Origin of the sequence: Lentzea sp. NEAU-D7, assembly GCF_026242055.1 — a bacterium.
In the GTDB taxonomy this organism is placed as follows: Bacteria; Actinomycetota; Actinomycetes; order Mycobacteriales; family Pseudonocardiaceae; genus Lentzea.
Window position 1 is genome coordinate 255,535 of record NZ_JAPJDL010000008.1, and the last position, 20,370, is coordinate 275,904.

At 71.7% G+C, this 20,370-nt stretch carries 22 protein-coding genes and 1 pseudogene; 8 read left to right on the forward strand and 15 right to left on the reverse strand.

Going from position 1 to position 20,370, the window contains the following annotated elements; translation table 11 throughout:
- Positions 1-14 precede the first annotated feature (14 nt).
- From ORI60_RS18730 to ORI60_RS18745, 4 genes are all read right to left on the reverse strand, one after another.
- Positions 15-1,310 (reverse strand): RNA polymerase sigma factor, encoded by a 1,296-nt coding sequence (locus ORI60_RS18730; protein ID WP_266038793.1) that lies wholly within the window; start codon positions 1,308-1,310, stop codon positions 15-17.
- A gap of 29 nt (positions 1,311-1,339) precedes the next feature.
- On the reverse strand, positions 1,340-1,762 hold the full coding sequence (locus ORI60_RS18735) for a YciI family protein (protein ID WP_266038794.1): 423 nt from the start codon (positions 1,760-1,762) through the stop codon (positions 1,340-1,342).
- Between the two features lie 183 nt (positions 1,763-1,945).
- On the reverse strand, positions 1,946-3,160 hold the full coding sequence (locus ORI60_RS18740) for an SPFH domain-containing protein (protein WP_266038904.1): 1,215 nt from the start codon (positions 3,158-3,160) through the stop codon (positions 1,946-1,948).
- Between the two features lie 35 nt (positions 3,161-3,195).
- The gene (locus ORI60_RS18745) at positions 3,196-3,621 is read right to left on the reverse strand and encodes an NfeD family protein (RefSeq protein ID WP_266038796.1); all 426 of its coding nucleotides are present in this window, start codon (positions 3,619-3,621) and stop codon (positions 3,196-3,198) included.
- A 110-nt stretch (positions 3,622-3,731) separates the two neighbouring features.
- On the opposite strand from ORI60_RS18745, the gene ORI60_RS18750 reads away from it, so the two are divergent.
- Complete coding sequence (locus tag ORI60_RS18750; RefSeq protein ID WP_266038797.1) at positions 3,732-4,148, forward strand: DUF3592 domain-containing protein; 417 nt, start codon at positions 3,732-3,734, stop codon at positions 4,146-4,148.
- 24 nt (positions 4,149-4,172) lie between these two features.
- On the opposite strand, the gene ORI60_RS18755 is transcribed toward ORI60_RS18750, so the two are convergent.
- The 6 genes from ORI60_RS18755 to ORI60_RS18780 all read right to left on the reverse strand — a co-directional run bounded on the left by ORI60_RS18755 (position 4,173) and on the right by ORI60_RS18780 (position 8,785).
- Positions 4,173-4,979: a DUF3097 domain-containing protein gene (locus ORI60_RS18755; protein ID WP_266038798.1), complete on the reverse strand. Its 807-nt coding sequence runs from the start codon at positions 4,977-4,979 to the stop codon at positions 4,173-4,175.
- A gap of 11 nt (positions 4,980-4,990) precedes the next feature.
- Positions 4,991-5,692, reverse strand: a complete 702-nt coding sequence (locus ORI60_RS18760; protein ID WP_266038799.1) for an aminoglycoside phosphotransferase family protein — start codon at positions 5,690-5,692, stop codon at positions 4,991-4,993.
- A 5-nt stretch (positions 5,693-5,697) separates the two neighbouring features.
- Complete coding sequence (locus tag ORI60_RS18765) at positions 5,698-6,126, reverse strand: hypothetical protein (protein ID WP_266038800.1); 429 nt, start codon at positions 6,124-6,126, stop codon at positions 5,698-5,700.
- Between the two features lie 153 nt (positions 6,127-6,279).
- Complete coding sequence (locus ORI60_RS18770; protein ID WP_266038801.1) at positions 6,280-7,314, reverse strand: S66 family peptidase; 1,035 nt, start codon at positions 7,312-7,314, stop codon at positions 6,280-6,282.
- A gap of 114 nt (positions 7,315-7,428) precedes the next feature.
- Positions 7,429-8,217: an SCO1664 family protein gene (locus tag ORI60_RS18775; RefSeq protein WP_266038802.1), complete on the reverse strand. Its 789-nt coding sequence runs from the start codon at positions 8,215-8,217 to the stop codon at positions 7,429-7,431.
- 1 nt (position 8,218) lies between these two features.
- Complete coding sequence (locus tag ORI60_RS18780) at positions 8,219-8,785, reverse strand: DUF3090 domain-containing protein (RefSeq protein ID WP_266038803.1); 567 nt, start codon at positions 8,783-8,785, stop codon at positions 8,219-8,221.
- A gap of 78 nt (positions 8,786-8,863) precedes the next feature.
- On the opposite strand from ORI60_RS18780, the gene ORI60_RS18785 reads away from it, so the two are divergent.
- Both ORI60_RS18785 and ORI60_RS18790 read left to right on the forward strand, forming a co-directional pair.
- Positions 8,864-10,756, forward strand: a complete 1,893-nt coding sequence (locus tag ORI60_RS18785; protein WP_266038804.1) for a prolyl oligopeptidase family serine peptidase — start codon at positions 8,864-8,866, stop codon at positions 10,754-10,756.
- Positions 10,753-11,601 (forward strand): S66 peptidase family protein, encoded by an 849-nt coding sequence (locus ORI60_RS18790; protein WP_266038805.1) that lies wholly within the window; start codon positions 10,753-10,755, stop codon positions 11,599-11,601. Before ORI60_RS18785 ends, ORI60_RS18790 begins: the two co-directional genes overlap by 4 nt.
- 79 nt (positions 11,602-11,680) lie before the next feature.
- On the opposite strand, the gene ORI60_RS18795 is transcribed toward ORI60_RS18790, so the two are convergent.
- On the reverse strand, positions 11,681-12,223 hold the full coding sequence (locus tag ORI60_RS18795; protein ID WP_266038806.1) for an HSP18 transcriptional regulator: 543 nt from the start codon (positions 12,221-12,223) through the stop codon (positions 11,681-11,683).
- A gap of 104 nt (positions 12,224-12,327) precedes the next feature.
- Between ORI60_RS18795 and ORI60_RS18800 the strand changes: the two genes are divergently transcribed.
- The 3 genes from ORI60_RS18800 to ORI60_RS18810 are packed head-to-tail and all read left to right on the forward strand — an operon-like array spanning position 12,328 to position 13,930.
- Positions 12,328-12,759, forward strand: coding sequence for an Hsp20/alpha crystallin family protein (locus ORI60_RS18800; protein WP_266038807.1), 432 nt, complete (start codon positions 12,328-12,330; stop codon positions 12,757-12,759).
- 54 nt (positions 12,760-12,813) lie between these two features.
- Positions 12,814-13,527 carry a poly-gamma-glutamate hydrolase family protein gene (locus ORI60_RS18805; RefSeq protein WP_266038808.1) on the forward strand — a complete coding sequence of 238 codons (714 nt, stop codon included), beginning with the start codon at positions 12,814-12,816 and terminating at the stop codon, positions 13,525-13,527.
- A gap of 40 nt (positions 13,528-13,567) precedes the next feature.
- Entirely contained in the window at positions 13,568-13,930 is a 363-nt protein-coding gene (locus ORI60_RS18810; RefSeq protein ID WP_266038810.1) for a VOC family protein, read from the forward strand.
- A 46-nt stretch (positions 13,931-13,976) separates the two neighbouring features.
- Here the strand turns inward: ORI60_RS18810 and ORI60_RS18815 are convergent.
- The 4 genes and pseudogenes from ORI60_RS18815 to ORI60_RS18830 all read right to left on the reverse strand — a co-directional run.
- Positions 13,977-14,165 (reverse strand): annotated as a pseudogene (locus tag ORI60_RS18815) (leucine zipper domain-containing protein); the annotation flags it as partial.
- A gap of 202 nt (positions 14,166-14,367) precedes the next feature.
- Complete coding sequence (locus ORI60_RS18820; protein WP_266038811.1) at positions 14,368-15,579, reverse strand: acyl-CoA dehydrogenase family protein; 1,212 nt, start codon at positions 15,577-15,579, stop codon at positions 14,368-14,370.
- Positions 15,579-16,583, reverse strand: a complete 1,005-nt coding sequence (locus tag ORI60_RS18825; protein ID WP_266038812.1) for a phosphotransferase family protein — start codon at positions 16,581-16,583, stop codon at positions 15,579-15,581. Before ORI60_RS18825 ends, ORI60_RS18820 begins: the two co-directional genes overlap by 1 nt.
- Positions 16,580-17,251, reverse strand: a complete 672-nt coding sequence (locus tag ORI60_RS18830) for an HAD family hydrolase (RefSeq protein WP_266038814.1) — start codon at positions 17,249-17,251, stop codon at positions 16,580-16,582. The genes ORI60_RS18825 and ORI60_RS18830 overlap by 4 nt, the downstream gene beginning before the upstream one ends.
- Before the next feature lie 138 nt (positions 17,252-17,389).
- On the opposite strand from ORI60_RS18830, the gene ORI60_RS18835 reads away from it, so the two are divergent.
- Complete coding sequence (locus tag ORI60_RS18835) at positions 17,390-18,889, forward strand: carboxylesterase/lipase family protein (RefSeq protein ID WP_266038816.1); 1,500 nt, start codon at positions 17,390-17,392, stop codon at positions 18,887-18,889.
- Positions 18,890-18,892: 3 nt separating this feature from the next.
- Positions 18,893-20,152, forward strand: a complete 1,260-nt coding sequence (locus ORI60_RS18840) for an MFS transporter (protein ID WP_266038818.1) — start codon at positions 18,893-18,895, stop codon at positions 20,150-20,152.
- Positions 20,153-20,370: the final 218 nt, after the last annotated feature.

Sequence of the window (20,370 nt, forward strand, 5' to 3'; positions counted from 1 at the left end):
TAACGATTTAAGGTTCACCCTCTGTGGTCAGATGGATGCAGTTGCGCCAGCTTCCGCGTCAGCACGGCCCGTTCGCGTTCATTGCCGCACAATCGAATGGCCTGCTCAAGCTCGGTGCGGGCCTCGTCGAGGCGGCCGAGGCGGCGCAGCAACTCTCCGCGCACGCCCGGCAGCTGGTGCGAGTCCTTGAACGCGTCGGCCGACGCCAGCTCGTCGACGATCGGCAGGGCGGCGGCGGGTCCCTGGGCCATCGAGACGGCGACGGCCCGGTTGAGGTCCACGACCGGCGACGGGGCGAGGCGGCCCAGGCCGTCGTAGAGGGCGACGATGCGGTCCCAGTTCGTGTCCTCGACCGACGACGCCAGCGCGTGGCACTCGGCGATCGCGGCCTGCAGCCCGTAGTAGCCGTACCCGCGGCCGGCGTCGGCGGCCTTCGCGAGCGCGGCGCGGCCGCGGGCGATGGCGGACCGGTCCCAGCGGCGCCGGTCCTGGTCCTCCAGCAGCACGATCTCGCCGTCGGGGCCGCGGCGCGCCGGGAAGCGGGCGGCGGTGAGCTCGAGCAGCGCGAGCAGGCTGTGGACCTCGGGTTCCTCCGGCATCAGCCGCGACAGGATCCGCGCGAGCCGTTGCGCCTCTCCGGCCAGGTCGAAGCGGATGGCCTCCTCGCCCGAGCTCGCCGACGAGCCCTCGGTGAAGATCAGGTAGACGACGCTGAGGACCTGGGCCAGGCGCGCGGGCCGTTGCGCCACCGGCGGCACCTCGAACGGCACACCGGCCGCGCCGAGGGTCTTCTTCGCGCGGGTGATGCGGGCCTGCACGGTCGCCGTCGGCACCAGGAACGCGCGGGCGATCTCGTCGCTGGTCAGACCGCCGATCACGCGCAGCGTCAGCGCCACCCCGGCCTCCCGCGACAGCACCGGGTGGCACGAGGTGAACATCAGTGCGAGGGTGTCGTCGTCGATCTGGTCGGGGTCCCACAGCACGTCGTCGGGCGCGGGTCCGGGCTCGGCGCCGGTCAGCGCGCCGCCCTCGGGCAGGTGGTGCGCCATCGCGGCGTACTTCTCGTCGCGGGCGCTGCGGCGGCGGAACGCGTCGATCGCCCGGCGCCGGCCCACGGTGAGCAGCCAGCCCGCCGGGTTGTTCGGCACTCCCTCACGCGGCCAGGTCACCAGCGCCTCGGCCAGCGCCTCCTGCGCCAGGTCCTCGGCCAGCGCGAAGTCGCCGGTGTAGCGGGTGAGCGCACCGATGATCCTCGCGGAGTCGATGCGCCACACCGCCGCCACTGCCTTGCGTCCCGTGGGGTCGCTCATGCTGCCCAAAATAGATCAGGGCGGTGGGCTCAGAGCTGGCCGGTGGACTCGCGCCAGGCCCGTTCCTTCTTGATCCACTCGTTGTCCTGCGGGAACTCGTCGATCGTGGGCACGCGGCGGATCTCGGTCTTGAACCCGGCCACGCTCATCGGCATGCGCTTGGCCCACTCGACCGCGTCCCCGATGGTCGGGACGTTGATCAGGTAGAAGCCGTTGAACAGCTCCTTGGTCTCCCCGTACGGGCCGTCGGTGACCACGGGCGGCTCGGAGGAGAAGTCGACGACCACGCCCTCCTCGGCGGGGGCGAGACCCTCGGCGGCGAGCAGGACCCCGGCCTCGATGAGCTCCTCGTTGAACCTGCCGACGGTCTCGAGCATCTGGTCGAAGTCGATCTCACCGAGGTTGCCCCAGGCCTCGTCGGAGGTCACGCGCCAGATCAGCATGAACTTCATTTCGGTCTCTCCCAGTGGGTTCGTGCGGGTCCGTTGTGGACCCTTTCACGCTCAGGTCGAACAGGCGGGGCGTTCGATCGACACATGACGCCGAAATTCTTGAACCTTTTCTGTTCGCGCTGGTCACACGACCGAGCGGCCCACCCCGGTGATCGGGATGGGCCGCTCGGTCGTGTCGTTTCGTCAGACCTGGTCGCCCGGCTGGTGCAGCGACCGGGGCTGCTCGGCCTCGAAGTCGGACCCGGCCAGCTCCGGCAGCGGCGAGGTGCCGGCGACCGGGCGCGGCATGCCGCTGAGCGGACCGGGCACCTCCTGGCGCGCCACCGCCTCCGCGGCGGCGACGGCTTCGGCGACCTTCGGGTCGGACTTGAGGTCGAACCAGGCGGCGACCGACTCGTCCTCGTCCTCCGGGCGGGGCGTCTGCCCCTCCTCGGTGGCCGGCGGCTCGTAGCGGAACACCCCGTCCTCACCGGGCGCGCCCAGCATGCGGGCGAACCCCTCGAGGGCCTTGCCGTAGTCGGAGGGGATCATCCAGACCTTGTTCGCGTCGCCCTGAGCCATCTGCGGCAACGTCTGCAGGTACTGGTAGGCCAGCACCTCCGGCGTGGGCTTGCCCGCCTTGATCGCGGCGAACACCTTCTCGATGGCCTTGGCCTGACCCTGCGCCTGCAGGTAGCGGGCAGCGCGTTCACCCTGCGCCCGCAGGATCTGCGACTGCCGCTCACCCTCCGCGGACAGGATCGCGGCCTGCTTGCCGCCCTCGGCGGCGAGGATCTGCGACTGCTTCTGGCCTTCCGCGGTCTTGATCGACGACTCGCGCTGGCCCTCGGCGGTGAGGATCATGGCGCGCTTCTCGCGGTCGGCGCGCATCTGCTTCTCCATCGAGTCCTGGATGGAGGGCGGCGGGTCGATGGACTTGAGCTCGACACGGGCGACGCGCAGGCCCCAGCGGCCGGTCGCCTCGTCGAGCACCCCGCGCAGCTGACCGTTGATGTGGTCGCGCGAGGTCAGCGTCTCCTCGAGGCTCATGCCACCGACGAGGTTGCGCAGCGTCGTGATGGTGAGCTGCTCGACGCCGACGATGTAGTTGGAGATCTCGTACACCGCGGAGCGCGGTTCGGTGACCTGGAAGTACACGACGGTGTCGATGGACACGGTCAGATTGTCCTGGGTGATCACCGGCTGGGGCGGGAACGACACGACCTGCTCACGCAGGTCGATGCGGGCCCGCACCTTGTCGATGAACGGGACCATGATGTTCAGGCCGGGTGCCGCGGTGTTGCGGTAGCGGCCGAGGCGTTCGATGACCGCGGCCTGCGCCTGCGGGATGACCAGCACGGATTTGACGGCGATGGTCAGCACGAAGATCGCGATGACGGCGGCGATCACAGCGGTGATCGGGTCCAACTCGGTTCACACCCTCCTGCGGGCGCTCACACCGCGGCTATCACCACGGCGACGGCGCCCGAGATCTCGACAACGGTGACGGCTTCGCCTTCTTCGACCACGGACCCGTCGAGGGTGCGCGCGCTCCAGGTGTCGCCGCCGATCTTGACCTGCCCGCCGTGCTCGTCGACCTTCGTCACCGCGACGGCCCTGCCGCCCAGCAGCGCCTCGTGGTGCATCCGGATGCCGGAGCCGAGCTGCAGCCGCTTCTTGAGCAGCGGCCGGGCCGCGACGATCAGGCCCACCGACGACGCCGCGAAGACGAGCACGCTCACCAGGTCGGCGGCACCCAGTGCGGAGGCCCCTGCCGCGGCCAGCGCGGCGGCGCCGAGCATGACCAGCACGAAGTCACCGGAGAGAACCTCGGCGACGACGAGCAGTATCCCGACGATCAGCCAGATCAGGGCGGCCATGGCCCCATGCATACACCAACGGGGAGCACCGGACGCCGAGATTCACCGTGCTGGGCCCCGGACCGTAACGAAATCGATCAACGGCGGATGATCTGGGCGAAGGAGGCGTGATGGCGAAGTCGGTGAAGTCCCGCACGGGCCGGGTCCTGTCCGGGCTCATGCTCGCGGGCGCGGTCGTGGGGTTGGTGATCGTGCTCCAGACCTCGGCCGAGCAGCGGTCCTGGGCCAGTGCCGAGGGGACGGTGCTGGAGCGGCTGAAGTCGGGCAAGAGCGCCTCGGTGAAGGTCGAGTACCCGCTGCCCGACGGCTCGAAGCAGGTCGCGACGCTGTCGGAGAACGGGTCCGCCCACCAGCCGGGAACGCGCGTGGCGGTGCGGTACGACCTGCGCGACGGCCGGGTGGTGGACGCGGCGCTGGCCGACAACGACCAGGTGTTCTGGGTGCTGGGCGTGATGCTGGGCGTGCTGGCGGTCGGTGCGCTCGGCACGAGCTTCATCGCGTGGACTCCGCCGCGCCGCCCCGAGTGAGGTGCGGCCGGCGGTGAGGCGTGGTCAGTCCTGGGGGACGGTGACGAAGTCGATGAGCCGTTCGACGGCACCGAGCAGGTCGGACTCGATGTCGCGGTAGCTGGAGACCGCTGCGAGGACGCGCTGCCAGCCCTCCCAGGGCTCGCCCCAGCCCAGCTGGGCGCACACGCCGGTCTTCCAGTCGGCGCCGCGCGGCACGACCGGCCAGGCCTTGATCTTGACGGCCTGGGGCTTCACGGCCTGCCAGATGTCGACGTAGGGGTGGCCGGTGACGAGCACGTTGTCGTCGCGGATCTGGTCGACGACGCGCTGTTCCTTGGAGCCGGCGACGAGGTGGTCGACCAGGACGCCGAGGCGGCGGTGGGGCGCGGTGCCGAACTCGGCGATGCGTTGCGGGAGCTCGTCGACGCCGTGCAGGGGTTCCACGACGATGCCCTCGACGCGCAGGTCGTGGCCCCAGACGCGTTCGACGAGCTCGGCGTCGTGCTTGCCTTCGACCCAGATGCGGCTGGCCTTGGCGGTGCGGGCGCGCAGGCCCTCGACCTTGACCGAGCCGGACGCGGTGATCTTCGGCTTGGGCGCCTGCGGTGCGGGTTTGACCAGGGTGACGGGACGACCGTCGACGAGGAACCCGGCGGGGCGCAGCGGGAACAGGCGGTGGCGGCCGTGGCGGTCCTCCAGGACGACCTGGCCGTACTCGAACTTGACGACGGCTCCGCAGAAGCCGCTGGCGGGGTCCTCGACGACGAGGCCGGGTTCGGCCGCGATCTCGGGGACCTTCTTGCGCTTCGGGGTCGAGAGGACGTCGCGGCCGTAGTCGTGGGAACGCACGGCTCGCAAGGTTAGCCGTAGAACGGCTTGAAGGCGGTGAGCCACTCGTGGACGCGGTCGAGGTCCACGTCGGCGCCGTGCAGGTCGTGGCCTCCGTGCACGAAGTCGAGCCAGTCGATCGCCGGGTCGCCGACGCAGGCGCGCGGGTCGATCGCGACCGCGCCGGCCGGGCCCTGCAGGACGTTGCCGGGGTGCATGTCGCCGTGCAGGAGCACGGGTTTGACGTTGTCGGCGGCGAGTTTGCGGGCGCGGTGGTGTTCGGTGGCGTAGTAGGTGCCGGTGCGGCGGGTGAGCACGGTCTCGAACAGGAAGTCGACGCGTGCCGTGAGCGGCGGGAATCCGGCGGGCTTCGCCTCGTGCAGGTGCGGGACGACCGTCGCGGGGTCGGTGGCGGGGGTGCCGGGCCGGATGCGCTGCAGCAGCAGCGCGCCGCGGCCGAGGTCGGCGTCGAGGAGGTCGACCATGGCGGGCGTGTGGGCCCAGGCGGTCAGCGCCCGCACCTCGTGCAGGGCGATGTCGTGGTCGGGGGTGAGCTTGAGGACGGCGTCGGTGCACAGGAACGTGGCGCCGGTGCCGCCGGGCATGAGGTGCAGGAGTGTGAGGCCCCAGCGGGCGGTGAGCGTGGCGACCAGGTCGGGCAGGGCGTCGATCCACCCGGTCACCTCGGTGCCGAAGCGTCGGATCAGCCGGGATCTGGCCTCGTCGTCGATCACTCAACTCAGATTAGCGAGTTCGCTCCCGTTTCGCGGCGGAACTGGTAGTCGGCCAGCGCCGGGCGCCACAGCGCGTTGGCGTCGAAGCACGTCGAGAGCAGCCGCAGGTCCGCCCCGTCGCCGGCGACGACGACCTTGCCGTCCACGACCCACCTGTTGACCGGCAGCAGCGGCACGGGCCACCCGGCGATGAGCAGCCGGTCGCACACCAGGCGCTGCAGCCGCCCGCCGTCGTTGTCGACGATGACGGCGGGCGTGTCGAGGTCGAGGTCGCGCACGACCGCGTGCGGGTAGCGCCGGATGCCGATGTCGGCCAGCGTCTCGGCGCCGGGTCCGATCAGGTGAACGGGTCCGAACCGGCGCGCGAGGCAGGTGGCCGCCCAGGCGCCGAGATCGGCGGCACCCACCACGACGATTCGTTCGAAATAGGTCATGTCACCCGTGTCCCGCATTCAAGCTTTGAATGTTTATGCAGGTCAGAACGCCTCCCAGAAGATAGGGGCACGATGATCCGCCGTCAAACCCCAGAACTGTCTCAATTGGAAGATCTCAATGGGCGGGGAATATTTTCCGGATGGCCGCCACCGTCAGTAGGTGACGGTGATCGTGCGGGCCGGGCCGTCGACCTCGACGGTGCCGCCGACGGGGATGACGACCTGCGGGTCGGTGTGGCCGAGGTCGACGTCGAACACGATCATCGTGTCGGGCGCGTACTGCGCGAACGCCCGCAGGACCGCCTCGCGCTGCGCGGTGGTGTAGGCGGCGCGGCCGGTGTCCCGGTCGGTGAACGACCACGCCTTGGCGCGCCCGACGAGCACGGCCGCGAACCGCCCCAGCAGGCCGCGCTCACCGGCGTTGCGCAGGATCCGGTACACCTCGGTCGCGGACGGCATCTCCTCGCTCGTCTCGAAGAACAGCACCGCGCCGTCGTAGCGCTCGGGGGCGTGGATCTCCCGGCCTGCCATCAGCAGCCACGACAGGACCTCCAGGTTGCCGCCCCACGACCGGCCGCGCACCACGCCGCGGGGCTGGTGCCAGATCCAGCCGCCGCTCGGTTCGAGGACGGGTTCGGCGTCGAAGGTGCGCGGGTCGTCCCAGGGGCCCTCCTGGTCGCCGTAGGCGGTGGTCTCGGTCAGCCGGTACCGCCCCGGCGTGAACAGCGCGGCCCGGAGCGAGTCCGCGGTGACGGGGTGCATCGCGCCGGGCCGGCCGAACTGGACCATGACGCTGCCGCCGTAGAAGCCGGTGATGCCGCGGTTGGCGAGCCAGGTCAGCAGGTTGGTGTTGTCGCTGTGCCCGAAGAACGGCTTGGGGTTGGCCCTGATCAGGTCCTCGTCCAGGTGCGGCAGGACGGTGATCTGGTCGTCGCCGCCGATCGTGGCGATCACGGCCTTGATGTCCGGGTCGGCGAACGCGGCGTGCAGGTCGTCCGCCCGTTCCCGCGGGGTCGAGCCCATCTTGCGGGTCGCCGGGTACTCGACAGGGATGAGGCCGAAGTCCTGTTCGAGGCGCCGCAGGCCCAGTTCGTGGGGCTGGGGGAACAGGCCTGCCACACCGGAGGCCGGGGACACGATCGCGACGCGGTCGCCGGGGCGGGGCTTGGGCGGGTTGATCAACTGCATGGTCGCCGAGCGTAGTGACGCGGCGCGCGCGGGATGCGGCCTTTTCCGGCGCCGGGCGCCGGATCGCCGTGCAGATCACACACGGCACCGGCGGTGGCGACGCCGAGGGCTGATCTAGAACGCGGGCCAGGGGATGGCGGGCCAGTCTCCGGACGGCTCGGGGTAGACACCGGCGGCCAGCAGCTTGTCGACCCGTTCGCCCACGGCCCGGACCTCGGCGCGCGTGAGGTGGTCGTGCAGCGACTCCCCCAGGGCTCCGTCGAGCTCGGATCTCAGGCGGCGCAGCGACTCGACGACCTGCTCGGGCAGGGGTTCGCGGGCCCAGCCCCACAGCACGGTGCGGAGTTTGGGCTCGGTGTGCAGGCAGATGCCGTGGTCGACGCCGTACACGGCGCCGTCGAGCGCGTGCAGGACGTGGCCGCCCTTGCGGTCGGCGTTGTTGACGACGACGTCGAAGGCGGACATCTCGGCGATGCGCGGGTGGTCGGCGTGCACGAGGACGGCCGGGTCGCCGAAGCGGTCGTGGGCGTGGAAGACGGGGATCCAGCCGGGTTTGACGTCGTCGACGCCGATGATGTCGACGAGCTCGTCCTCCTCGCGGGTCTCGACCCAGAGCTGGACCATGCCGGCGCCGAACGGGCCGGGGCGCAGCACGGTGGGCGGCACGATGCCCATGCCCGACGCGGCGGAGATCAGGTAGGTGGCCACCTCGCGGCCGGCGAGCGTGCCGTCGGGGAAGTCCCACAGCGGCCGCTCGCCCCGCACGGGCTTGTAGACGCACTGGGCGTCGACGCCGTCCAGCGAGATCTTGCAGAACAACGTCGCGTTGGAGGCGTCGACGAGGCGGCCCTCGACCTCGATGCGGCCGTGTTCGAGCAACCGCAGGGCCGACGAGGTGTCCACGTCAGTCTTCTTCGGTGCGGCGGTAGCCGTTCTGCCGGGGGCAGATGTGGCCGTCCGCGTCGAGCGGTTCGTTGCACAGCGGGCAGGGCTTGCGACCGGCGTTGACGACGCGGTCGGCGCGTTCGGCGAAGGCGCGGGCGGCGGACGGGGACAGGAAGACCCGCACGGCGTCGGGGCCCTCCTCGGTGTCGTCGAGCACGACGGCCTCGTCGACCTCCTCCTCGGAGACCGCGAGGAGCTCGATGACGACCGCCTTGGACTCGGCGTCCCAGCCCAGTCCCATGGTGCCGACGCGGAACTCCTCCTCGACGGGCACGTCGAGGGGCTGGGTGTCGAGGTCGTCGGGCGGGGCGTCGTCGGGCACGTCGGTGCCGAAGCGGCGATGCACCTCCTCGAGCAACGAGCCGATGCGCTCGGCGAGGACCTGGACCTGCTGCTTTTCCAGGGCGACGCTGATCAACCTGCTCTGCTCGGAGGCCTGCAGGTAGAAGGTGCGGTCGCCGGGCTGCCCGACGGTTCCTGCGATGAACCGGTCGGGTGCGCGGAATACGTGAATGACGCGAGCCATGGCACCTACGACCCTAGGCCACGCGGAGATCGTCGGCAGGTCCTCCCCCACCAAACACCGCGCGTATAGGGTCGGGCTGTGGTGAAGATCGCTTCGTACGGGACCTGGACCTCGCCGATCAGCGCCGGCGACACCTCGAAGCCGGGAGGGGGGTTCCAGTGGGCCGACCTGCACGGCGAGCAGGTGTGGTGGGCGGAGAGCCGGCCTGCCGAGGGCGGCAGGGTGGCGCTGGTGCGCGACGGCGTGGAGGTGCTGCCCGCGCCGTGGAACGCCCGCAACCGGGTGCACGAGTACGGCGGCCGGCCGTTCGTGGTGCTGGCGCCCGACCGGGTGGCGTTCACGCATTGGGACGACCAGCGCGTGTACGTGTTCGACCCGGACTCCCCCGAGCCCAAGCCGCTGACCGAGGCCCCGCACCGGCACCACGGGGTGCGCTACTCCGACCTGTCGGCGGGCCCGGACGGCGAGGTGTGGTGCGTGCGGGAGACCGTCACCGGTGACGCGCGCACCGACGTGCGCCGCGACCTGGTGGCGATCACCGCGGCGGGCGAGGTCCGCGTGCTGGGCGCCTCGCACCACTTCATGACCGGCCCGAAGATCAGCCCGGACGGCACGCGGTTCGCGTGGATCGGCTGGAACCACCCGCAGATGCCGTGGGACGGCACCGAGCTGTGCGTCGCCGACGTCGGCTCGTCCACCCACGAGGTGGTCTCGGGGTCGGCGACGGAGGCGGTGTGCCAGTTCGAGTGGGAGGGCGACTCGCTGCTGGCGCTGACCGACCCGGACGGCTGGTGGAACCTGTTCCGCGTCTCCCCCGACGGCACCCGCACGAACCTGGCGCCGTGCGAGGAGGAGCTGGGCGGCCCGATGTGGCGGCTGGGCAACCGCTGGTTCGCGACGCTCTCGCCGGGCCGCTACCTGGTGGTGCGCTCGGGGCACCTGGCGGTGCTCGACGAGCGGTCCGCGACGGTGACCGACGTGCAGACCGACCTGCCGACGTGGGCGCCGGACCTGTCGGTGCGCGACGGTGTCGTGGTGTGCGCGGCGGCGGGGCCGACGTCGGACTTCGCCGTGGTGCGCCTGGACCTGTCCAACGGTGAGCTGACCTACCTGACCGGCTCGGAGACCGTGCCTTCCGCGGAGGCCGCGTACCTGCCGGTGCCGGTGGAGCGGATGTTCGGCGAGATCCCGGCGTACGTGTACGCGCCGTCCAACCCGGACTTCGCGGGCCCCGAGGGCGAGCTGCCGCCGTACGTGGTGCACGTGCACGGCGGGCCGACGGGGCGTGCGCTGCCCAAGCTCGACAGCGACATCGCCTACCTGACCAGCCGCGGCATCGGCGTGGTGGCGGTGAACTACGGCGGGTCGACCGGCTACGGGCGGGCGTTCCGCGAGCGGCTGCGCGAGCAGTGGGGTGTCGTGGACGTGCAGGACTGCGCGTTCGTCGCCCAGCAGCTCGCGGCGGAGGGCACGGCGGACCCGAAGCGGCTGGGGATCCGCGGTGGTTCGGCGGGCGGCTGGACGTCGGCGGCGTCGCTGACGTCCACGGACGTCTACCGGTGCGGCATGGTCGCGTTCCCGATCCTGGACCTGGCCGGCTGGACGTCGGAGGGCGGCGAGACGCACGACTTCGAGTCGCGTTACGTCGAGGGCCTGGTCGGGACGCTGCCGGAGGCCGCGGACCGCTACCGCGACCGGTCGCCGTCGACGAAGGCGCGTCAGGCGTCGGGTCCGGTGCTGCTGCTGCAGGGCCTGGAGGACGAGATCTGCCCGCCGGAGCAGGCGGACCGGTTCGCCGCGGACCTGGCCGGCTCGGGCATCCCGCACGCGTACCTGAGGTTCGAGGGTGAGCAGCACGGGTTCCGAATGGCCGAGAACATCAAGGCGGCGCTGGAGGCGGAGCTGTCGTTCTACGGGCAGGCGTTCGGGTTCGTGCCCGCGGGTGTGCCGGTGCTGGACCTGTCGGAGTGAGTCTGCTGTGCGCCGGGGACCGGGTCGCGCTGGTGTCCCCGGCCGGTCCGGCCCTGGCTCCGAGGATCACGGCGGGCGCGGAGGTGCTGCGGTCGTGGGGCCTGGAGGTCACCGCACCGGTGGTGGCGCCGTGGTCGTTGCCGTACCTGGCCGGGTCGGACGAGGCGCGGGCGGCGGAGTTCGTGTCGGCGTGGTGCTCGGACGTGACGGCGGTGTTCAGCGTGCGCGGCGGCTACGGGTGTCTGCGGATGACGGACCTGGTGCCGTGGAAGGACCTGCCGCCGCGGGTGTTCGTGGGGTCCTCGGACGTGACGGTGCTGCACGCCGAGCTGAACGCGGTGGGGCAGTCCACGGTGTTCGGGCCGATGCCGGGCACCTCGGACTTCGTCGACGACCCGCTGGCCCAGGCGCGGCTGCGCGAGGTGCTGTTCGCGGGCACGCGGTCGTGGACGGCGGGAACGCCGGTGGTGGGCGGCACCGCGCGAGGGGTGCTCACGGGCGGGAACGCGGCGTTGCTGGCGGCCTCGATCGGCGGGCCGCGGTGGGCGCCGCCGGTGCCGGGGGCGATCGCGTTGCTGGAGGACGTCGGTGAGGAGCCCTACCGGCTGGACCGGATCCTGACGCAGCTGCTGCGGGCGGGCTGGTTCGAGCCGGTGTCGGGCATCGTGCTGGGGTCGTGGACGGACTGCGGTGACGTGTCGGCGGTGCTGGCGGACCGGCTGTCGGGGCTGGGGGTGCCGATCCTGGGTGACTTCGGGTTCGGGCACTGCGCGGGCTCGTGGTCGTTGCCCCTGGGGGTGGCCGCGGAGCTCGACGCCTCCGCCGCGAGGCTGACGCTGCTGTAGGCGGTGCCCGGTGAGCCGGGCACCGCCGGAACAGCCGGACACGCGTGTCCGGGTCTGCCGGCCGTGGCCGTCCTCCGGCTCACCGGATACGGCCCTGCCGGGCGTCGGCGCGCAGCTGGTCGGTGTGCCGGCCGATGTCGGCGATCTGCTGCGCGAGACCGGGCTGCCCGTCGCGCAGTCCGGGCCCCGCCTGTGCCAGAGGGCCGAGCAGGCCGGCCGCGTCCTCGCCGGCGAGCGCCTGTTGCACGGCGGGGTCGTGCGGACCGACCTGGGCGGCCAGGGTGCGCAGCACGGTGGCGTTCTTCTGCGCCCACGCGGTGACGGCCTTGTCTCCCGCACGCCGGTCGCGTTCGGCCTGCACGCGTTCGTCGCCGGTGCCGCCCTCGCCGGTGCGGCGCACGCGCAGGTAGCGCTTCTCGGCGGCCTGCCGGCTGGCGACGCCGAGGGCCGGGGCGAGGTCGGCCCAGCTCGTGCCCAGTGCCCGCGCGGCCTCGATGAGCTGGGGCTCCCAGCCGGACAGCTCGTCGCGCAGCTGCCTGAGCAGCATCAACGCCGCGAGGACCTCGGTGGCGTCACCGGGCGCGGCGGCCGCGGACCGGACCGCGTCGTAGTCGTTCGTCATGTCATCCTCCCGATGACGCTCGGGACTTGTCATCGTTCCGACGACATGCTACAACAGTGGTGCAGCGCATTGACAGTCCTACGAGTGATGACTGGAGGTGTCAGATGTTGATGCGCACTGACCCGTTCCGCGAGCTGGACCGGCTGACGCAGCAGGTGATGGGGACCGCGGGGACGTGGTCGCGGCCCACGGCGATGCCGATGGACGCCTACCGCGACGGCGAGGAGTTCGTGGTGTCCTTCGACCTGCCGGGCGTGGCACTGGACGCGATCGACCTCGACGTCGAGCGCAACGTGCTGACCGTCAAGGCCGAGCGCCGGCCGGTGGGCAAGGACGTCGAGATGCAGGTGTCGGAGCGGCCGCTGGGCGTGTTCTCGCGGCAGCTGTTCCTGGGTGACTCGCTCGACACCGACCACATCGACGCCAAGTACGACGCGGGTGTGCTGACGCTGCGGATTCCGATCGCGGAACGCGCGAAGCCCCGCAAGATCGCGATCTCCGCGGGTGAGGACGCGCCGCGCCAGATCGACGCCTGATCCCCCCGGCGGGCGGCGGCCGTCCGGGTGACGCCCGGTAGGCTTCCGCCCGCCATGAGACCGCAGCCCCAGTGGACGGCGCTGGACGTCTACGCGTCCAATTCCGACCTTTACGCAGATCCCCGACTGGTGGAACGGGTGGATTACCGGCGTCGCTTCAAGCGGCACCGGCCCCGGACCCCGTCGGTCGTGCTCGCCCCGCACGGCGGTGGCATCGAGGTCGGGACCTCGGAGCTGTGCCTCGCGATCGCGGGATTCCACCCCTCCACGAGGGTGCCGATCGGCCAGACCCACGACTACTGGATGTTCGAGGGCCTGCGCACGGCCTCGAACGACGAGCTGCACGTGACGTCGTCGAACTGCGACGACCGGGTGGCGCGGCAGCTGGTGTCGGGTGCCTCGCACGCGCTGGGCCTGCACGGGTGCACGGCGGCCGCGGCGGGCCTGGAGGACCACGACCGGGCGGTGCTGGTCGGCGGCCGCGACGCGTTGCTGCGCCTGGAGCTGCTGACGCGGCTGCGGCGGGCGGGTTTCCACACGGTCGACGCGGTGGACCACCCCGTCCTGGGCGGCTACGACCGGGCCAACATCGCGAACCGCACCCGCGGGCGGCAGGGCGGGCAGCTGGAGCTGACGACTCCCCTGCGCTCGGCGATGTTCGAGGAGAACTCGCGGTCGGATCGGCGGCACACGACGACCGAGGTGTTCTGGGACTTCGTGCACGCCTGCCGGGCGGCCCTGGCGGCGCGTGAGGCGCTGAACAACTGAACGCCCGACAACCGGCGGCCGCACCACTAGCGTGAGCGGCGTGCGCCTCTCCCTCACCTCGGTCACGGTCGGCACGTCGCAGCCCCGCGAGCTCGCCGCGTTCTACGCGCGGCTGCTCGGCGCCACCGTCGAGACGGCGGACGACGGCTGGGCGCTGGTGCGCGTCGAGGGCGGGCTTTCGCTCGGTTTCGAGCGCGAACGGCACTTCCGCCGGCCGGTGTGGCCGAGCGCGGCGGGTGAGCAGACGGCGTCGCAGCACCTCGACGTGCAGGTCGACGACCTCGACGCGGCGGTGCGGCACGCGGTGGCGTGCGGGGCGGTGCTCGCCGGGACCCAGCCTCAGGAGACCGTGCGGGTGCTCATCGATCCCGACGGGCACCCGTTCTGCCTGTTCGTGGAGTAGGTGCGTTGATCCGCAGGGTTGTTGACCCGGCTGATGGGTGGTTGGCCGGCGAGTGCGGCGCCGGTCGGTGGTGGCGGGTCTGCCGCAGCCGGCACACCTGAGCCTCGAGTCGTGGGGCGGTGCGGTTCGGGGTCGTGAGCGGACGGCTGGAGCGGTCGCGCAGTCCTGTCTCGCCCTTGGTGAGCCAGCGGCGCATCCACTCGTCGGCGGTCGCGCGGGAGATGCGCTGGGACGCGAAGGCCATGATCAAGGCCTGTCAACAACGCTCGTGATCACCGCACCTGGGCTGTTCCGTCGGCGGCAGCAACGGCCGAGGGTCCCGGCGACCGGGCCACCTCTGACACGGGTGACCCCCTCGGCGAAGAGCGCGTCGGGGTGCCACCCGTGTCGTCGAGCATCGCCAGCACGTCGGTCTGTCTGGCGTGGTCTTCCTGTCCTTACACGTACTTCCTGAGTTCCCTCTTCGCCAGCGACATGCGGTGGACCTCGTCGGGGCCGTCGGCCAGGCGCAGGGTGCGGGTGGCGGCCCACAGCTCGGCGAGCGGGAAGTCCTGGCTGACGCCGGCGCCGCCGTGGGCCTGGATGGCCTTGTCGAGGACCCATTCGGTCATCGACGGGACGCCGATCTTGATGGCCTGGATCTCGGTGTGGGCGCCCTTGTTGCCGACGGTGTCCATCAGCCACGCGGTCTTGAGCACGAGCAGCCGGGCCTGTTCGATGCGGACGCGGGACTCGGCGATCCACTCGTGCACGACGCCCTGGGTGGCGATGGGCCTGCCGAACGCGACGCGCGAGGACACGCGGCGGCACATCAGCTCGAGGGCGCGTTCGGCCATGCCGATCAGGCGCATGCAGTGGTGGATGCGGCCGGGGCCGAGGCGGGCCTGGGCGACGGCGAAGCCCTCGCCCTCGCCCGCGATGAGGTTGGAGGCGGGGACGCGGACGTCCTCGAACAGGATCTCTGCGTGGCCGCCGTGGGCGTGGTCGCCGTAGCCGAAGACGTGCAGGGCGCGCTGGACGGTGACGCCGGGGGTGTCGCGCGGGACGAGGATCATGGCCTGCTGGCGGTGGCGTTCGGCGTCGGGGTCGGTCTTGCCCATGACGATGAAGATGGCGCAGTTGGGGTTCATCGCGCCGGAGGACCACCACTTGCGGCCGTTGATGACGTAGTCGTCGCCGTCGCGTTCGATGCGGGTGGCGATGTTGGTGGCGTCGGAGGAGGCGACCTCGGGTTCGGTCATGCAGAACGCGGAGCGGATCTCGCCGTCGAGCAGGGGCTGCAGCCACTGCTTCTTCTGCTCGTCGGTGCCGAACATGGCGAGCACTTCCATGTTCCCGGTGTCGGGGGCGGCGCAGTTGAGCGCCTCGGGGGCGAGGTGGGGGCTGCGGCCGGTGATCTCGGCCAGCGGCGCGTACTGCAGGTTCGTCAGGCCCGCGCCGTGCTCGGCGTCGGGCAGGAAGAGGTTCCACAGGCCTTGGCGGCGGGCCTCGGCCTTGAGCTCCTCGAGGATCGGCTGGCGTTCCCACGGGTCGGCGGCGTCGTGCAGCTGCTGTTCGAGGACCGCTTCGGCCGGGTAGACGTGGGAGTCCATGAACGCGAGGAGCTTGGTGCGCAGTTCCTCGGTCTTGGCGTCGTAGGCGAAGTCCATTAGAGCTCCTTGTGGGCGGCGGCGAGTCCCTGCCGCACGAGGGGAACGGTGAACGCGCCGAGCTTTTCGAAGCCGGCGCCGACGGTCTTGCCACTGGCGAAGCGGAAGTGGATGCCTTCGACGATGACGGCGAGCTTGAAGTAGCCGAAGGCGATGTACCAGCCCAGGCCGGAGGTGTCGGTGCCGGTGCGGGCGGTGTAGCGGGCGACGAGCTCGTCGGCGGTGAGGAAGCCGGGCAGGGACGGCACGCTGCCGGTGATGGGGTCGTTGTCGACGCCCAGGCCGGCCCAGTAGACGTAGAGCAGGCCGAGGTCGGCGAGCGGGTCGCCGAGGGTGGCCATCTCCCAGTCCAGGACGGCGCTGATGGCGAGCGGGTCCCGCGTCACCAGGGCGTTGTCGAGGCGGTAGTCGCCGTGGATGATCGCGGCGCGCGGCGAGTCCGGGACGGTGTCGGCGAGTTTGTCGCGCAGTTCGTCGATGCCGGGCAGGTCGCGGCTGCGGGAGGCGTCGAGCTGCTTGCCCCACCGCTTGACCTGCCGGGCCATGAACCCCTCCGGGCGGCCGAAGTCCTGCAGGCCGACGGAGGCGGGGTCGACGGAGTGCAGGTCGGCGAGCACGTCGACGAGGCGTTCGGACAGGGTGCGGGCGTCGGAGGGGGTGAGCCACGGGCACTGGCCGCGTTCGCGCAGGGCGGCGCCGGGCATCTCCTGCATGAGGTAGAAGGGCGCGCCGATGACGGAGGTGTCCTCGACGAGCTGGTGGGCGCCGGGCACGGGGACGGTGGTGTCGGCGAGCGCGGAGATGACGCGGAACTCGCGGGCCATGTCGTGGGCGGTGGCGAGGACGTGGCCCAGCGGCGGGCGGCGCAGGACCCAGGTGCGGGTGCCGTCGCTGATGCGGTAGGTGAGGTTGGAGCGGCCGCCGCGGAACAGCTCGCCGGTGAGCGGGCCCGTGCCCAGGTGCGTGGCCAGGGCCTGCAGGTCGAGGCCGGGAAGGTCGGTCACAGGTTCACTCCGAGGGTGGCGAGGTGGGCGCGGGTGCTGTCCGCGCTGGTGTGGCGGAAGGCGTGCATGCCGACGGCCTGGGCGGCTTCGACGTTGACGGGGGCGTCGTCGAAGAACACCGATCGTGCGGCGGGGACACCGACCTGCTCGAGAGTGTGGTGGTAGATGCGTTCGTCGGGTTTGCGCAGGCCGATCCGGCCGCTGATCACGACGGTGTCGAACAGTTCGAGCAGCAGGTCCTTCGGGTAGCCCTCGCCCCAGCTGTTGGACAGCAGCGCGGTGTGCAGGCCGGCGGCGCGGGCCCCGCGGACGAGCTCGACCATCGCCGGGTCGGGGGTCGCGCCGCCGAACATGCGCTTGAGCAGCCCGTTCTCGTCGATGCCCGCGCCGCTGGTGGTGATCAGCTCGGCCGCGAGCAGCCGTTCGAACTCGGGCACGGTGAGTTCGCCGGTCTCCAGGCGGTACACGGGGTTGCCGGGCAGGGCGTCGCGGCCCAGCCAGTCGCGCATGATGCGGCCGTAGACGTCGCGGTCGATGGCCTCGGCGTGCAGCCAGGCGCCGACGAACTCGGGCACGGAGACGGTCAGGACGCCGCCCCAGTCGAAGATCAGCGCGTCGACCTCGGGCCGCTGGCCGCCGGGGAGGTCGTTGCCTGTTGAGTCACCCACGACTCGGAGGGTACCGACCGGTCGGTATGTCGGCAACAGGTGATCCCCGAGTTCGCCTTTCGATGCCCCGAGATGTGGTCTTTGTGCGGTTTCCGCGCCTGCCCGGCCTCGCTACGTTCGAGTCCGAAGGGGGTTCTGATGGCAAAGATCGCAACGGTGGCACTGGCCGCCGCGATGACGCTCACCGTCATCCAGGCGCCTGCGGCGACGGCCGGAGGCGACGCCGAGGTGGTGCGCACGGACAAGGGCGCCGTGCGCGGAACGGTGTCCGAGCAGGTGCGGACGTTCGGGAGCATCCCGTTCGCCGCCGCCCCGGTGGGGCACAACCGGTGGCGCGACCCGCAGCCGGTCACGCCGTGGCAGGGCGTGCGGGACGCGACGACACCCGCGCCGATGTGCGCGCAGGCCGCGGGGCTGGGCTCCCCGCCGTCGCAGACCGAGGACTGCCTGTACCTCAACGTCACCACCCCGGCCGGCACCGCGCGCAAGCCGCGGCCGGTGATGGTGTGGATCCACGGCGGGTCGTTCACCAGCGGAGGCGCGTCGATGTACGACGCCCGGTGGCTCGCGTCCCGCAACGACACCGTGGTCGTCACCGTCAACTACCGGCTGGGCGTGTTCGGGTTCTTCGGCCACCCCGGCCTGCCCGGCTCCGGCACGTTCGGGCTCGCCGACCAGCAGGCGGCCCTGCGGTGGGTGCAGCGCAACGCGCGGGCCTTCGGCGGCGACGCCCGCAACGTCACGGTGTTCGGCGAGTCGGCGGGCGGGCTGAGCATCTGCGCCCAGCTCGCCTCACCCCGCGCGGCGGGCCTGTTCGCCAAGGCGATCATCCAGTCCGGTCCGTGCGGCGTCGACTCGCCCTCGTCCACCCGGCCGGGCGAGTTCGAGCACCTGTGGAAACCGCGCACCGAGGTCGAGCAGCTCGGCGTGGGCACGGCCGGCTGTGCCGACCTCGCGTGCCTGCGCGCGCAACCGGTCGAGAAACTGCTGCCGGTGCACGACACGTTCTCCTCCCCCGCCTACGACACGGCGCTGCTGCCCGTGGACCCGGTCGTGGCACAGCGCACCGGCCGCATGCACCGGGTCCCGGCGATGGTCGGCACGACGCACGACGAGATGACGCTGTTCGCACCACTGATCTTCCCGCAGCCCATACCCGAACAGGCCTACGCGACGACCCTGACGGCCCTGTTCGGCCCGAACGCGGACGAGGTCGCGGCGCGCTACCCCGTCAACGGCAACGGCGACGCGCGCGACGAGATCGCCCGGCTGCTGACCGACAGGTCCTGGTCGTGCACCTCGCAGGTGACCCGCCGCGAACTGGGCAGGCACGCACCGGTGTCGGGATACGAGTTCGCCGACCGCGACGTGCCGATGTTCCTGCCCGGCATGCCGCCGTTCCCCGGCGGCTACGGCGCGTTCCACGCCTCGGAGCTGCCGCTGCTGTTCGACTTCGGCGTGCCGCTGACGGCGGGTCAGCGGGAGCTGTCGGACTACATGATCACCGCGTGGGGCCGCTTCGCCCGCACCGGCCACCCGGGATGGCGCGCCGGCGTGCAGTCACTCGCCGCCGGCAAGATCGGACCCGCCGATTTCTCCCGAGATCACCAGTGCGGGTTCTGGTCGTCCATCCTGTAGCGCATGCCCGGCTACCGCGACCTCGCCCGCGATCGCGAGTTCCGCGCCCTGCTCGTGGCGCACGTGGTGTCGGTGGCCGGAGACCAGTTCGCCAGGGTCGCGCTGACGGTGCACGTCTACGACCGCACCGCCAGCGCGGGCCTCACGGCGATGACCTACGCGCTGACGTTCCTGCCCGACCTGCTCGGCGGGCCCCTGCTCTCGGGGCTCGCCGACCGGTTCGCCCGCAAACGCGTCATGGTCGCCGCCGACCTCGTGCGGGCCGCGCTGCTGCTGGTCATGGCCGTGCCGGGACTGCCCCTGTGGGCGTTGGCGTCGCTGGTCGTGCTCGTGCAGTTCGCCGGGGCACCGCATGGAGCGGCACGGGCGGCGCTGCTGCCGCACATCCTGCCCGACGAGCGCTACTCGATGGGCCAGGCGGTCCTGAGCACCCTCACCCAGGCCGCGCAGGTCGCCGGGTTCCTCACCGGCGGCGCCCTGGTCGCCTGGCTCGGCCCCGCACCGGTGCTCGTCGCCGACGCCCTGACCTTCGGGATCTCCGCACTGCTGGCCGGGACCTACCTGCTCGACCGGCCCGCACCGGCACGGGCGCACGTGCGGGCGTGGCCCACCGACCTCGTCGGCGGCACGAAACTGGTGTGGGGCGACCGGCGGCTGCGCGCACTGGTCGCGCTCGCCTGCGTCTCGGGCTTCTACATCGTCGGCGAGGCCCTCGCCGTGCCCTACGCCGCGTCGCTGGGCGCCGGACCGGCCGGCGTCGGCCTGCTCTTCGGCGCCTACGCCGCGGGCGCGGCCGCGGGCATGCTCGTGGTGGCGCACCTGAGCGAACGACGGCAGCTGCGGATGATGCCGTGGCTGGCCATCGCCGCGTGCGCGGTACTCGTCCCGGCCGCACTGCGGCCGGGCCTGGTCGTCAGCGTGGGAATGTTCGCCCTGTCCGGAGCGGCCAGCGCCTACCACCTGGTCGCCAACACGCGGTTCGTGCGCGCCGTACCGGACTCCTCACGAGGACAGGCGTTCGGCCTGGCCGTCACCGCGCTGCGCGTGTCCCAGGGACTCGGAGTGGCGCTGGCGGGCCTGGCGGCCGAGACCGTCGCCGCCCACCAGGTCGTCGCCGCCGCCGGAGCACTCGGAGTGCTCGCGGCAGGCGGTGCGGCAACCCTGTGGCGGCTCAGCGACGCCAGTCGGTCGGACGGTTCCAGTCCGTGGGGCGGTTCCAGTCGGTCGGACGAACGGGACGGCCGGCGGCGGAGACACGGTTGATCATGACTGCTCCTATGGGTGTTCGTTGTGCGGGAACTGCGAAAGGACTTAGGGCACGAACTGTGAGGATTACTCACGGTGAGGTCCCCCACATGGAGCCACGACTTTGCGTGACCCGGTAGCTACAGTGGTTGGTTCCTGGACGGTGGTGTGGGGGTGGCAGCGTGCCTTGGCTCGACCCGCGCCGGTGGAAGTTATGGTCGCTTCCTCCTGTGGTG